Genomic DNA, 12667 nt, shown 5'->3' with positions numbered 1-12667 from the left:
CACGCCGCGGTGAACCTAGTTGCACGCACCCACCAGAACGCAGCGCGCTCACTCCTCTTCCAACGGCAACACGATGGCGTCGCTGTCGATGGCCAGTTTGCCGGCCATCAGCACCGCCTGGGTGCGGTTGGTGACGCCGAGCTTGCGCAGGATCGCGGTGACGTGCGCCTTGATGGTGGCTTCGGACACGCCCAGGTCGTAGGCGATCTGCTTGTTGAGGCGGCCGGCGCCAAGCATCTGCAGCACGCGGAACTGCTGCGGGGTCAGTTCGCGCAGGCGCTGCCCGACCTCGCGTTCGGCGCGGTCGGTGGGCGGCAGGTTGTGCGCCTCCGGCGGCGCCCAGCGTTCGCCGTCCAGCACCGTGCTCAGGGCCAGGCCGATGGTGTCCGAGTCGGCCGACTTGGGAATGAAGCCGAACGCGCCGTGGTCCAGCGCGCGGCGCATCACCGTCGGTTCCTCGCGTGCGGACACCACCACCACCGGCAACTGCGGATGCAGCGCGCGCATGTGCACCAGCGCGCTGAACCCCTGTGCGCCGGGCATGTTGAGATCCATCAGCAACAGGTCGGCATCGGCGTGATGATCGGCCAGCGCGTACAGCGCCTCGACGCTGTCGGCCTCGTACAGCTGCACCCCCGGCATCACCCGCTGCACCGCCCCACGCAGCGCCTCGCGGAACAGGGGGTGGTCGTCGGCGATCAGCAGGGTGGGCATGGGGCGGGGATTCGGGATTGGGGGATTGGAGATTCGTGGAGCAACAGCAACAGCGGAGCGTGACCTCGTCAGGAGATTGGACACGGGCAGGGGACCGCTTTGGCGAATCCCCAATCCCGACTCCCGAATCCCGGCTCTCAGCGCGTCAGTCGTTCGTTCACCAGCGAATCGACCACCGACGGATCGGCCAGGGTCGAGGTGTCGCCGAGCTGGTCGGGCGCGTTCTCGGCGATCTTGCGCAGGATGCGGCGCATGATCTTGCCCGAGCGGGTCTTGGGCAGGCCCGGCGCCCACTGCAGATGGTCGGGCGCGGCGATCGGGCCGATCTCCTTGCGCACCCAGGCCACCAGTTCCTTATGCAGGGCCTCGCTCGGCTGCTCGTCCGCCACCAGGGTCACGTAGGCGTAGATGCCCTGGCCCTTGATGTCGTGCGGGAAGCCGACCACCGCGGCCTCGGCCACTTTCGGGTGCGAGACCAGCGCGCTCTCCACTTCGGCGGTGCCGATGCGGTGGCCGGAGACGTTGATGACGTCGTCCACGCGGCCGGTGATCCAGTAGTAGCCGTCTTCGTCGCGGCGGCAGCCGTCGCCGGTGAAGTAGCTGCCCGGGTAGGTGCGGAAGTAGGTGTCGATGAAGCGCTGGTGGTCGCCATAGACGGTGCGCATCTGCCCCGGCCACGAATCGCGCAGCACCAGGTTGCCTTCGGTGGCGCCTTCCAGGACTTCGCCGTCGGCGTTGACCAGGGCCGGCTGCACGCCGAAGAACGGCAGCGTCGCCGAGCCGGGCTTGAGGTCGATCGCGCCGGCCAGCGGGGTGATCAGGATGCCGCCGGTCTCGGTCTGCCACCAGGTGTCCACGATCGGGCAGCGGCCGTCGCCGACCACGTCGAAGTACCAGCGCCAGGCTTCGGGATTGATCGGCTCGCCGACGCTGCCGAGCAGGCGCAAGGACGCGCGCGAGGTGCGCTTGACCGGCGCCTCGCCTTCGCGCATCAGCGCGCGGATCGCGGTCGGCGCGGTGTAGAAGATCGTGACCTTGTGCTTGTCGATGACCTCCCAGAAGCGCGACACGTTCGGGTAGTTGGGCACGCCTTCGAACATCAGCGCGGTGGCGCCGTTGGCCAGCGGGCCGTAGACGATGTAGCTGTGGCCGGTGACCCAGCCGACGTCGGCGGTGCACCAGTAGATGTCGTCCTCGCGCAGGTCGAACACGGTCTCGTGGGTGTAGGCCGCGTACAGCAGGTAGCCGGCGGTGGTGTGCAGCACGCCCTTGGGCTTGCCGGTGGAACCGGAGGTGTAGAGGATGAACAGCGGATCCTCGGCATTCATGCGCTCGGGTTCGCATTCGGCCGGCTGGCTGTCGACCACATCGTGGAACCAGCGGTCGCGCGGGGCCTGCATGTCCACCGCGCCGCCGGTGTGGCGCACCACCAGCACGGTTTCCACGGTGGTGGTGCCGGGCAGCTTCAGCGCCGCATCGACGTTGCCCTTGAGCGGGATCTTCTTGCCGCCGCGCAGGCCTTCGTCGGCGGTGATGATCAGCTTGCTGCCGCAGTCGATCACCCGGTCGGCGATCGAGTTGGGTGCGAAACCGCCGAACACCACCGAGTGGATCGCGCCGATGCGCGCGCAGGCCAGCATCGCCACCGCCGCGTCGGGAATCATCGGCAGGTAGATGGTGACGCGGTCGCCCTTCTTGACCCCGAGCGCGCGCAGCGCATTGCCCAGGCGGCAGACGCGTTCGTACAGCTCGCGGTAGCTGACGGTGTAGGACGGCGCGTCCGCGCTGTCCGGCTCGAACAGCAGCGCGGTCTTGTCGCCGCGGGTGGCCAGCTGCCGGTCCAGGCAATTGACGCTGGCGTTGAGCTCGCCGTCGTCGAACCAGCGGATATGGAAATCGTCCAGGGCGAAGTTCACGTCCTTGATCCGGGTCGGCTTCTTGAACCAGTCCAGGCGTTCGGCCGCCTTGCCCCAGAACGCCTCCGGCTGTTCCACCGATTGCCGGTACAGGGTCTGGTACTGGGTCTTGTCGACCCGTGCCCGGGCGGCGAACTGCGGATCGACGGGGTAGATATCGGCCATGGTGCCCTCTGCAATGAACGGGGCGCCGCATGCGGCGGCGCGTCATGGCGCAGTTTGCCGCATTCACTGTTAAGCGCGCACGCGCCGGGCTTTAGACGATGGTCGTAAACCCCGCCCCGTTCGACTAATGGCCAATAGGCGCGGCCGGCCGCGGCGCGCACTGTGCACACAGCCGTGCCTGCGCGCGGCGGACATCCATTATTCGGGAGGGAGTAATGAGCAACCGCATCGCATCTTTGGCACGGCGCCCGTTGGCCGCCGCGCTGTTCGTCGCCCTGATCGCCCCGGGCGCGGCCTTCGCCCAGAGCGGCAAGACCCCGTCGGCGCGCGAACAGGCGCTGGAAGCCCGCGTGGCCGAGCTGGAGCGCCAGGTCCAGCTGCTGCTGTCCTCGCAGCAACAGCAGCAGGGCCAGATCGCGCAGGCCCAGAGCGAGGTTGCCGCAGTGAAGTCGAGCCAGGCCACGGCACCGGCGGTGCCGGCCGGCAAGGCGCCGATCCAGGTGACCACGATCACCCCCGGTGCCGCGCCAGGCACTACGTTCAAGGTCGGCGGCTTCATCAAGGCCGATTTCCTGGCCACCCGCACCGGCGACGGCCAGCTTGCCGACGACGCCACCGGCCGCGCGCTGTACCTGCCCGGTCAGACCCCGGTCGGCGGCGGCAAGTCCGGCACCGACTACAACGCGCACGCCAAGTTCTCGCGCATCAACTTCGGCGTGGACAGCGTCACCGAGGGCGGCAACAAGGCCGGCGCGCTGGTGGAACTGGATTTCTTCGGCAATTCGCTGGGCACCCAAACCGCCACCAACACCTACGGCGCCACCCTGCGCCACGCCTACATGTACTGGAACCACTGGCTGGCCGGCCAGACCTGGTCCAACTTCATGGACCCGGCGGCGCTGCCGGAAGCGGCCGACTTCATCGGCCCCACCGATGGCGTGATCTTTGTGCGCCAGGCGCAGGTGCGCTACACCAACGGCGGCTTCAGCGTCGCCCTGGAGAACCCGGAAACCACTGTCTACAACCGCAGCGCGACCGGTGTGATCACCAGCGCCAGCTCCGACCGCGGCGCGCTGCCGGACCTGACCGTGCGCTACGGCTGGAAGGGCGACTGGGGCAGCTTCGGCATCGGCGGCTTGCTCGGCCAGCAGAAGGTGGACAACCGCGCCACCGGCGCCGACGCCAGCAAGGTCTCCGGCGGCCTGACCCTGGGCGGCAAGTGGGTGGCGGGGGACAGCGACAGCCTGTTCTACCAGCTCAGCGGCGGCGAAGGCATCGGCCGCTACGTCGGCCTGGGCATCGCCCAGAACGCGGTCTACGACGCGGCCGACCACGACCTGGACACGGTCGGCGTGGTCGCCGGCTACATCGGCTGGCGCCACGCGTTCTCGCCCAAGTTGCGCACCAACCTGATCTACGCGCGCAGCGACTACGACAACGACACCGCGCTGACCGGGCTGGGCGTGACCAAGAGCGTGCAGAGCATCCGCGGCAACATCTTCTATACGCCGATGCCCAAGGTCGATGTCGGCGCCGAGCTGATGTACGGCAAGCGCGAGATCGAAAGCGGCGCCAAGGGCGACATCACCCGCCTGCAGTTCACCACCAAGTACAGCTTCTGAGGCTGCGGCCGGCGCGGCGCCCTGGGAGGGCGCGCCGCGCCGCCGCGGACTCGCCCCGCACTCGCGACGGATCGCGCCACCCGACCATTCTGACCGCCACCGCCACACCACCCGCTTCGGAGGGGAAGCTTCCTATGTCCAGCACCGCCATCAACCCGTCGGGCCAGCCGCTGACCAAGGGCCACAAGAAGGTGATCTTCGCCTCGAGCCTGGGCACCGTGTTCGAGTGGTACGACTTTTATCTCTACGGCTCGCTCGCCGCGATCATCGCCAAACAGTTCTTCAGCGGGGTCAACGAGACCACCGGCATGATCTTCGCGCTGCTGGCCTTCGCCGCCGGCTTCTTCGTGCGCCCGTTCGGCGCGGCGTTCTTCGGCAGCCTGGGCGACCGCATCGGCCGCAAGTACACGTTCCTGGTCACCATCCTGATCATGGGCATCTCCACCTTCCTGGTCGGCGTGCTGCCCAACTACGCCAGCATCGGCGTGGCCGCGCCGGTGATCCTGATCGTGCTGCGCCTGGCCCAGGGCCTGGCGATGGGCGGCGAATACGGCGGCGCGGCGACCTACGTCGCCGAACACGCGCCGCCGGGCAAGCGCGGCCTGTACACCAGCTTCATCCAGACCACCGCCACGCTGGGCCTGTTCCTGTCGCTGCTGGTGATCCTGGTGTGCCGTCTGACCCTGGGCACCGAGGCGTTCGAGGCCTGGGGCTGGCGCATCCCGTTCCTGGGCTCGATCATCCTGCTCGGCGTGTCGGTGTGGATCCGCCTGCAGCTGAGCGAGTCGCCGCTGTTCCAGCAGATGAAGGCCGAGGGCAAGGGTTCCAAGCAACCGTTCCGCGACAGCCTCAAGGACGGCAACTTCAAGCTGATGCTGATCGTGCTGCTCGGCGCCACCGCCGGCCAGGCGGTGGTCTGGTACGGCGGCCAGTTCTACGCGCTGTTCTTCCTGCAGAGCACGCTCAAGGTCGATCCGACCGTCTCTTACCTGCTGATCGCCGCGGCGCTGGCCCTGGCCACCCCGTTCTTCCTGTTCTTCGGCTGGCTGTCGGACAAGATCGGGCGCAAGAAGATCATCCTGTTCGGCTGCCTGCTGGCGGCGGTGACCTACATGCCGCTGTTCAAGGGCATCACCCACTTCGCCAACCCGGCGGTGGAAGAGGCGCGCAGCAAGTCGCCGGCGCAGGTGCTGGCCGATCCGGCCACCTGCAGCTTCCAGTTCGATCCGGTGGGCGTGCGCAAGTTCACCAGCTCCTGCGATGTGGCCACCGCCGCGCTGACCAAGGCGGGCGTGCCGTACGAAGTGCAGCCGGCCGCGCCGGGTTCGCTGGCGCAGGTGCGCATCGGCGGCAGCCAGGTCGCGTCCTACGAGGCCGCCGGGCTGAGCAAGGCAGATGCCAAGCCCAAGGCCGATGCCTTCGGCAAGGAGCTCAAGGGCGCGCTGACCGCCGCCGGCTATCCGGAGAAGGCCGATACCGCGCGCATCAACATCCCGATGACGATCCTGCTGCTGTGGGTGCTGGTGATCTACGTGACCATGGTCTACGGCCCGATCGCCGCGTTCCTGGTCGAGCTGTTCCCGACCCGCATCCGCTACACCTCGATGTCGTTGCCGTACCACATCGGCAACGGCTGGTTCGGCGGCTTCCTGCCGGCGATCTCCTTCGCCCTGGTGGCCGGCACCGGCAACATCTACTACGGCCTGTGGTATCCCATCGGCATCGCGCTGATGACCCTGGTACTGGGCACGCTGTTCCTGCGCGAAACCCGCAACGTGGACATCACCAAGTAAGCGCACTTGTCCTTGCGCCGGATGCGTCCGGCACTGCGACGCCGGCTTCGTGCCGGCGTCGTCGTTTGCGCGGTCCGCCGGCGGCCCCGGAATCGGCGGCGGCGTGCGCTTACCATGCGCGCTGGACATACACGCAGACCGCCGCATGCGCTACCGCTGGATCCTGTTCGACGCCGACGACACGCTGTTCCGCTTCGATGCCTATGCCGGCCTGCAGCGCATGTTCGCCGGTTACGGCGTGGCCTTTGCCGAGCAGGATTTCGTCGACTACACCACGCTCAACCGGCCCTTGTGGGTGGAGTACCAGAACGGCACGATCACCGCGCTGCAGCTGCAGCAACGTCGCTTCGCGTCTTGGGCGCAACGCCTGCAGACCGCGCCGGAGACCTTGAACGCGGCGTTCCTGGCGGCGATGGCCGAACTGTGCGCGCCGCTGGACGGCGCGGTGGCGCTGCTCGACGCGCTGCGCGGGCACGCACGGCTGGGCCTGATCACCAACGGCTTCACCGCGCTACAGCAGGCGCGGCTGCTGCGCACCGGCCTGCACGACCGCTTCGAGGTCGTCGCCATTTCCGAACAGATCGGCGTGGCCAAGCCGCACCCGGGCATCTTCGCGCACGCGCTGGCGCAACTGGGCGATCCGCCGCGCGCGCAGGTGCTGATGGTCGGCGACAACCCGCACGCCGACATCGCCGGCGGCCTGGCCGCGGGGCTGCACACCTGCTGGGTCAACGCGCACGGCCTCCCGGCGCCCGAGGGCATCGTGCCGCACTACGAAGTGGCGACGCTGGCGCAGTTGCAGGATTTGCTGCTAGGGGAGGCATGACCGCTCGTATTGCACCGCGCGCCGCAGCCGAAACCCTTCAGCGCTTTCTGTAGGAGCGGCTTCAGCCGCGACCCACAGGCTCGGCGCACATCATGCTTGCTGGGGCAGGGAACCAAGCTCTTGCAGGATGCCAGTGACACGCATCCGGATGCCGGACCCCATCGGGGTGACGTCCCTCCCACAAGGAGACGGCATGCCGATCGACCCCTAGTGGGAGCGACTTCAGTCGCGACGCGGCACACCCTCAAGCACCTGCCAATCACGCGCCGGCATCGCCACCACCATGGCCGGCCGATGCCACGCCCTGTATGGCTGAAGCGCACCCTGTAGGAGCGGCTTCAGCCGCGACACCCCGCGTCGGCGCAAGCCATGCTCGCTGGGGCAGGGATCGAAGCCCATGCAGAATTTTGCCAGCGGCACGCCTCCGCACGCCGGGCACCGTCGGGGATGAAGCCTTCCTACAGGCACAGCGCGCCGATCGGCGCATTGTGGGAGCGACTTCAGTCGCGACGCGGCACACCCTCAGGCACCTGCCAAGCACTCTTCTGCATCGCCGCAAACATGCCCGGCCGACACCACACTCTGTCCTGCACCACCCGCATCGCGCCATACGCCGGCATCGTATAGTGCGCCCATGCCCATTTCCGACCCCGCTTCCCACAGCGCCGACACGCCGCTTGCCGACCTGCCGGCCACCCTGCAGCGGCTGCGCGCGGCCTGGCAGGCGGCCAAGCCCGACCAGGCGCAGCGCCGCGACGACCTGCAACGTCTGCGCGCGGCACTGAAGCGGCGCCTGCCGGAAATGGCCGATGCCATCGCCGCCGATTTCGGCCACCGCTCGCGCCACGAATCGCTGCTCGCCGACGGCATGACCGTGCTCGGCGAAATCGATCACCTGCTGCGCCACCTCAAGCGCTGGATGCGGCCGCAGCGCGTCGGCGCCGGCTGGCGGCTGTGGCCGGCGCGCGCCGAAGTGCGGCCAGTGCCGGTCGGGGTGGTCGGGGTGATCGCGCCGTGGAACTACCCAGTCAACCTGGCGCTGATCCCGCTGGCCACCGCGATCGCCGCTGGCAACCACGTCTACCTGAAGCCGTCCGAGCACACCCCGCGCACCGCGCAGTTCCTGCAGTCGCTGCTGGCCGAGGTATTCCCGCCGCAACGCGTGGCGGTGGCGTTGGGCGCGGCCGAGGTGGCCGGCGCCTTCGCTGCGCTGCCGCTGGACCATCTGGTGTTCACCGGCTCCACCGCGGTTGGGCGCAAGGTGATGGCCGCCGCCGCGCCGAACCTGACCCCGCTGACCCTGGAATTGGGCGGCAAGTCGCCGGCCATCGTCTGCGCCGACTACCCGCTTGAGCAGGCCGCCGCGCGCCTGGCCACCGGCAAGTGGTTCAACGCCGGGCAGACCTGCATCGCGCCGGACTACGTGCTGATCGACGCCGGCCGCAGTGCGGTGCTGGTGCAGGCGCTGCGCGCGCAGGTGCTGGCGCGCTACGGCGACTTCGCCGCGGCCGACGACTACACCCGCATCGTCAACGAAGGCCAGTACCGGCGCCTGCGCGGCTATCTGGACGACGCGCGCGCGCGCGGGCTGGAAGTCGTGGAACTTGCCAGCATCGAACCCGAGCGCGCCGAGCGCGAACGCCTGATCGTGCCGACCGTGGTGCTGCAGCCCGGCGACGACGCGCTGCTGATGCAGGAGGAGATCTTCGGCCCGATCCTGCCGCTGCGCAGCTACCGCACGCTGGACGATGCGATCGCCATGGTCAACGGCCGCGACCGGCCGCTGGCGCTGTATCCCTTCAGCCACGACCGCGCGCAGGTGGAGGCGATCCTGCACGCCACCGTCGCCGGCGGCGTCACCGTCAACGACAGCCTGCTGCACTTCGCCGCCAACGCGCTGCCGTTCGGCGGCATCGGCCCTAGCGGCATGGGCGCCTACCACGGCCGCGCCGGCTTCGACGCCTTCAGCAAGGCGCTGCCGATTTTGTGGCAGTCGCGCTGGGCCGCCAGCGATCGGCTCAAGCCGCCGTACACGAAGATCGCGCGGCTGATCGATCTGCTGCTGCGCTGATCGCGCAGGCCTGGCACGCCCGCCACGTCCACGGCCGCTTCGAACCCGAGACGGACCCGCGGCGCGCGATCCGCCGGCGCATGCGCTGCGTGGCGACCGGCCGTCGATCGAGGCACCGGCGCCACTGCTGGAGTCGCCGATCCTGGCCATCGCCGATCCAGCCTATGCGGCGCTGGCGCCTGGCGGGCGCTGCAGGATTGGCCGTCGCGGCGGGCAACGGTCAAAATACCCGCCAGCCGCCCCGTCATGGATTTCCCCTTGAAGATCGCCTCCTGGAACGTCAACTCGCTCAACGTGCGCCTGCCGCACCTGCAACAGTGGTTGGAGGCGTTCGCGCCGGACGTGGTCGGCATCCAGGAAACCAAGCTGGAAGACCACAAGTTCCCCGACGCGGCGCTGGCCGCGGCCGGCTACCGCAGCGTGTTCGCCGGGCAGAAGACCTACAACGGCGTGGCGATCCTGTCGCGCGCGCCGCTGAGCGACGTGCAGATCGGCGTGCCCGGGCTGGAGGACGCGCAGCAGCGGGTCATCGCCGCCAGCGTCGGCGACCTGCGCATCGTCAACCTGTACGTGGTCAACGGCCAGGACGTGGGCACCGACAAGTACGCCTACAAGCTGCGCTGGCTCGAGGCGGTGCACGACTGGCTCGCCGCCGAACTGCAGCGCCATCCGCGCATGGTGGTGCTGGGCGACTTCAACATCGCCCCGGACGCGCGCGACGTGCACGATCCGCTGGTGTGGAGCGACAACCACATCCTCACCTCCACCGCCGAGCGCGGCGCGCTGCACAAGCTGCAGGCGCTGGGCCTGCACGACGGCTTCCGCCTGCACCACGAAGACGGCGGCATCTTCAGCTGGTGGGACTACCGCCAGGCCGGCTTCCGCCGCGACCTCGGCCTGCGCATCGACCTGACCCTGGTCTCCGACGCGCTGAAGGCGCACACGCGCGCGGCCGGCATCGACCGCGAACCGCGCACCTGGGACCGCCCCAGCGACCATGCGCCGGCCTGGATCGAACTGGACGAGGCCAGCGCATGAACGAACGTCATCCGCGCCGCTGTATCGACAAGGTCGGCGACACCGTCATCGCGCCGCTGCACCGGCTCAGCTGCCACTGCGGCGCGGTACAGATCGACCTGGAACTGCCGCACGGCATCGTCGATCCGCGCCGCTGCAACTGTTCGCTGTGCCGGCGCCGCGGCGCGATCGTCGCCTCGGTGCCGTTGGCCGCACTGCACGTGCGCGAGGGGGGCGACGCGCTGCGTCTGTACAGCTTCAACACCCATACCGCGCAACATTATTTCTGCGGCGTGTGCGGGATCTATACGCATCACCAGCGCCGCTCCGATCCCAGCGAATACGGCTACAACGTCGGCTGCCTGGAAGGCGTGGATCCGTATGCGCTTGCCATCGCGGTGCCGGTCAGCGACGGCGTGCATCATCCTGCCGACCGCGCCGCCCCGTGAGCGGCGCCGCAAACGCAAACGCCCGGCGGACCGGGCGTTTGCGCACACCTGCGGGGGCGTTGGCGCTTAGCGCGCGCGGCCGCGGGTGAACAGGTTGACGATGGCCAGCAGGATCACCGCGCCGATCAACGAGTACAGGAACGTCCACAGCGTGATCGCCTGGTTGATGCCGCCGCCGAACAACCAGCCGGCGATCAACGCGCCGACGATGCCGACGACGATATTCAGGATGATGCCCTGCTGTGCGTCACGGCGCATGATGATGCTGGCCAGCCAGCCCACGATGCCGCCGACGATCAACCAGATGATGATGCCCATGGGTAAGACTCCTCGGTTCTGCCCACACCGGGAGCGGTGTGGCGTGCGCCATTTAAGGAGCGCTGCCGTGAAGCGCCCGTGTACCCAGGCAGGCCTGTCGCAGCGGCCATTGTGCTTTGTGGACGCAGCGTGAGTGGTCCCGCCGACGCACCGTTGCGCCCGGATCCACCGGATTGGCGGTTCGGCCCGGTGGCGCTGTGGCTGCGCACGCATCCGCCGCGCACGCCGGGCGAGGCGCAGGCGCGGCGCCTGCTGTCCGCCGAACTGGCCACGCCGGAGGCGCAACTGCCGCTGCGCCGCGACGAACGCGGCCGGCCGTGGCTGCACGCGCCGCTGGCGCACGTCGGCGCCGGCTGGAGCCACAGCGGCGACTATCTGCTGGTGGCGATCGGCGCGCACACGCGGCTGGGCGTGGACATCGAACACCAGCGCGCACGGCCGCGGTTGCTGGAGCTAGCGCAGCGCTTCTTCCATCCCGACGAGGTCGCGGCGCTGCAGGCGCTGGCCGAACCGGCACGCGAGGCGTTGTTCTTCCGCCTGTGGTGCGCCAAGGAAGCGCTGCTGAAGGCGCACGGGCACGGGCTGTCGTTCGGGCTGCACCGGCTGCGCTTCGCCGAAGATGCCGATGGCGTGCTGCAACTGGCCTGGTGCGACCCGGCGCTGGGCATGGCCGCGCGCTGGCGGGTGCATGAGTGGGTACCGGCGCCCGGCTATCGCGCCGCGCTTGCCTGGTATCCGCTCGAGTCGACATAGCGCCCCCAATCCCCTGTAGGAGCGGCTTCAGCCGCGACAGGTTCTACAGGGATAGAGAGTGCCTGTCGCGGCTGAAGCCGCTCCCACAACGAAGCGGCAGCGCGCCGGTTGCATCCGCCGCCGCGGCTCATGCCTCCACCGCGCCGGCGCGGCCGTTGCAGGTCACCGGCCGATGGCGTTTCCTGGAGATCCGGCATGCCGCTGCACCACGACCGCAATGAACCGCTGCGGATCATCGGCCGCGATGATGTCGGCTACATGGCGGTGATGGTGGCGGCAGCTGCGATAATCCGGCGATGAACGACGCCTCCCTTCCCGACTCCGTCCGCGCCGCGCTCGACCAGGGCCTGCGCGCGCAAGGCCTGGACGCCGCCGCGCTGGCGCCGCCGCTGCTGGCCTACCTGGCGCTGCTGGCGCGCTGGAACCGCACGTACAACCTCACCGCGGTCCGCGCCCCGCACGAGATGGTGACCCGGCATTTGCTCGATTCGCTGGCGATGCAGCCGTTCGTGGAAGCGGGCACGCTGGCCGACCTGGGCACCGGCCCGGGGCTGCCCGGCATCCCGCTGGCGATCGCGCGGCCGCAGCTGCGGGTGACCCTGGTCGAGAGCAACGGCAAGAAGGCGCGGTTCCTGCGCGAGGCGGTGCGCCAGCTGCGCCTGGACAACGCGCGCGTGGCCGAATCGCGCGCCGAGGCGGTGGACGAACCCGGCGCCTACGATTTCCTGACCGCGCGCGCGCTGGACACGCTGGCCGGCATCGTCGCCGTCGGCGGCCACCTGCTGCGCCCGGGCGGGCGGCTGCTGGCGATGAAGGGCCTGCGCCCGGACGAAGAGATCGCCGCGCTGCCGCCGGGCTGGGTGGCGCAGGCGGTGCACCCGCTGCAGGTGCCGGGGCTGGGCGCGGACCGCCACCTGGTGGTGGTCGAGCGCGGCTGAGCCGGCGGGCGGGGCCGGCGCGCCGACGCCGATTTCCGCCCCAGGGGGGTGTGACCGCATAATGCCCGGTCCCACCAATCGCCGA

11 protein-coding genes are annotated in these 12667 nt (G+C 69.4%); 8 read left to right on the top strand and 3 right to left on the bottom strand.

All coding sequences use genetic code 11. The annotated features are described in order from the left end of the window. Window positions 1–48: 48 nt before the first annotated feature. Together HEP73_RS21785 and acs are read right to left on the bottom strand one after the other, a co-directional pair. On the bottom strand, window positions 49–714 hold the full coding sequence (locus HEP73_RS21785) for a response regulator transcription factor (protein WP_185814533.1): 666 nt from the start codon (window positions 712–714) through the stop codon (window positions 49–51). Between the two features lie 137 nt (window positions 715–851). Further along, window positions 852–2795 (bottom strand): acetate--CoA ligase, encoded by a 1944-nt coding sequence (gene acs, locus HEP73_RS21780; protein WP_185821534.1) that lies wholly within the window; start codon window positions 2793–2795, stop codon window positions 852–854. Window positions 2796–3010: 215 nt separating this feature from the next. On the opposite strand from acs, the gene HEP73_RS21775 reads away from it, so the two are divergent. The 6 genes from HEP73_RS21775 (at window position 3011) to HEP73_RS21750 (ending at window position 10573) form a co-directional block, all read left to right on the top strand. Next, window positions 3011–4417 (top strand): DcaP family trimeric outer membrane transporter, encoded by a 1407-nt coding sequence (locus HEP73_RS21775; protein WP_185821533.1) that lies wholly within the window; start codon window positions 3011–3013, stop codon window positions 4415–4417. Between the two features lie 134 nt (window positions 4418–4551). Next, entirely contained in the window at window positions 4552–6210 is a 1659-nt protein-coding gene (locus tag HEP73_RS21770) for an MFS transporter (protein ID WP_185821532.1), read from the top strand. Between the two features lie 145 nt (window positions 6211–6355). Next, a complete protein-coding gene (gene yjjG, locus HEP73_RS21765; protein WP_185821531.1) occupies window positions 6356–7036 on the top strand; it encodes a pyrimidine 5'-nucleotidase in 681 nt (226 codons plus the stop codon). Window positions 7037–7670: 634 nt separating this feature from the next. Continuing rightward, entirely contained in the window at window positions 7671–9107 is a 1437-nt protein-coding gene (locus HEP73_RS21760) for a coniferyl aldehyde dehydrogenase (RefSeq protein ID WP_185821530.1), read from the top strand. Window positions 9108–9365: 258 nt separating this feature from the next. After that, on the top strand, window positions 9366–10145 hold the full coding sequence (gene xth, locus HEP73_RS21755) for an exodeoxyribonuclease III (protein ID WP_185821529.1): 780 nt from the start codon (window positions 9366–9368) through the stop codon (window positions 10143–10145). Further along, window positions 10142–10573 carry a GFA family protein gene (locus HEP73_RS21750; protein WP_185821528.1) on the top strand — a complete coding sequence of 144 codons (432 nt, stop codon included), beginning with the start codon at window positions 10142–10144 and terminating at the stop codon, window positions 10571–10573. Before xth ends, HEP73_RS21750 begins: the two co-directional genes overlap by 4 nt. Window positions 10574–10639: 66 nt before the next feature. Here HEP73_RS21750 and HEP73_RS21745 read toward each other — a convergent pair whose 3' ends face one another. After that, a complete protein-coding gene (locus HEP73_RS21745) occupies window positions 10640–10891 on the bottom strand; it encodes a GlsB/YeaQ/YmgE family stress response membrane protein (protein WP_003466992.1) in 252 nt (83 codons plus the stop codon). Window positions 10892–11020: 129 nt separating this feature from the next. Between HEP73_RS21745 and HEP73_RS21740 the strand changes: the two genes are divergently transcribed. Both HEP73_RS21740 and rsmG read left to right on the top strand, forming a co-directional pair. After that, a complete protein-coding gene (locus HEP73_RS21740; protein ID WP_185821527.1) occupies window positions 11021–11644 on the top strand; it encodes a 4'-phosphopantetheinyl transferase family protein in 624 nt (207 codons plus the stop codon). Window positions 11645–11940: 296 nt separating this feature from the next. Further along, window positions 11941–12582 carry a 16S rRNA (guanine(527)-N(7))-methyltransferase RsmG gene (rsmG, locus tag HEP73_RS21735; RefSeq protein ID WP_185821526.1) on the top strand — a complete coding sequence of 214 codons (642 nt, stop codon included), beginning with the start codon at window positions 11941–11943 and terminating at the stop codon, window positions 12580–12582. Window positions 12583–12667: the final 85 nt, after the last annotated feature.

Origin of the sequence: Xanthomonas sp. GW (genome assembly GCF_014236815.1) — a bacterium.
Lineage (GTDB): Bacteria > Pseudomonadota > Gammaproteobacteria > Xanthomonadales > Xanthomonadaceae > Xanthomonas_A.
The sequence above is the reverse complement of the archived record's forward strand: the minus strand, read 5'-3'. Positions and strand labels throughout refer to the sequence as shown.

Excerpts from the sequence above, each read along its gene's own strand:
- HEP73_RS21745 (WP_003466992.1), bottom strand. The coding sequence starts at position 10,891 with ATGGGCATCATCATCTGGTTGATCGTCGGCGGCATCGTGGGCTGGCTG.
- HEP73_RS21775 (WP_185821533.1), top strand. The coding sequence starts at position 3,011 with ATGAGCAACCGCATCGCATCTTTGGCACGGCGCCCGTTGGCCGCCGCG.
- acs (WP_185821534.1), bottom strand. The coding sequence starts at position 2,795 with ATGGCCGATATCTACCCCGTCGATCCGCAGTTCGCCGCCCGGGCACGG.
- HEP73_RS21750 (WP_185821528.1), top strand. The coding sequence starts at position 10,142 with ATGAACGAACGTCATCCGCGCCGCTGTATCGACAAGGTCGGCGACACC.
- rsmG (WP_185821526.1), top strand. The coding sequence starts at position 11,941 with ATGAACGACGCCTCCCTTCCCGACTCCGTCCGCGCCGCGCTCGACCAG.
- HEP73_RS21785 (WP_185814533.1), bottom strand. The coding sequence starts at position 714 with ATGCCCACCCTGCTGATCGCCGACGACCACCCCCTGTTCCGCGAGGCG.
- HEP73_RS21760 (WP_185821530.1), top strand. The coding sequence starts at position 7,671 with ATGCCCATTTCCGACCCCGCTTCCCACAGCGCCGACACGCCGCTTGCC.
- HEP73_RS21770 (WP_185821532.1), top strand. The coding sequence starts at position 4,552 with ATGTCCAGCACCGCCATCAACCCGTCGGGCCAGCCGCTGACCAAGGGC.
- yjjG (WP_185821531.1), top strand. The coding sequence starts at position 6,356 with ATGCGCTACCGCTGGATCCTGTTCGACGCCGACGACACGCTGTTCCGC.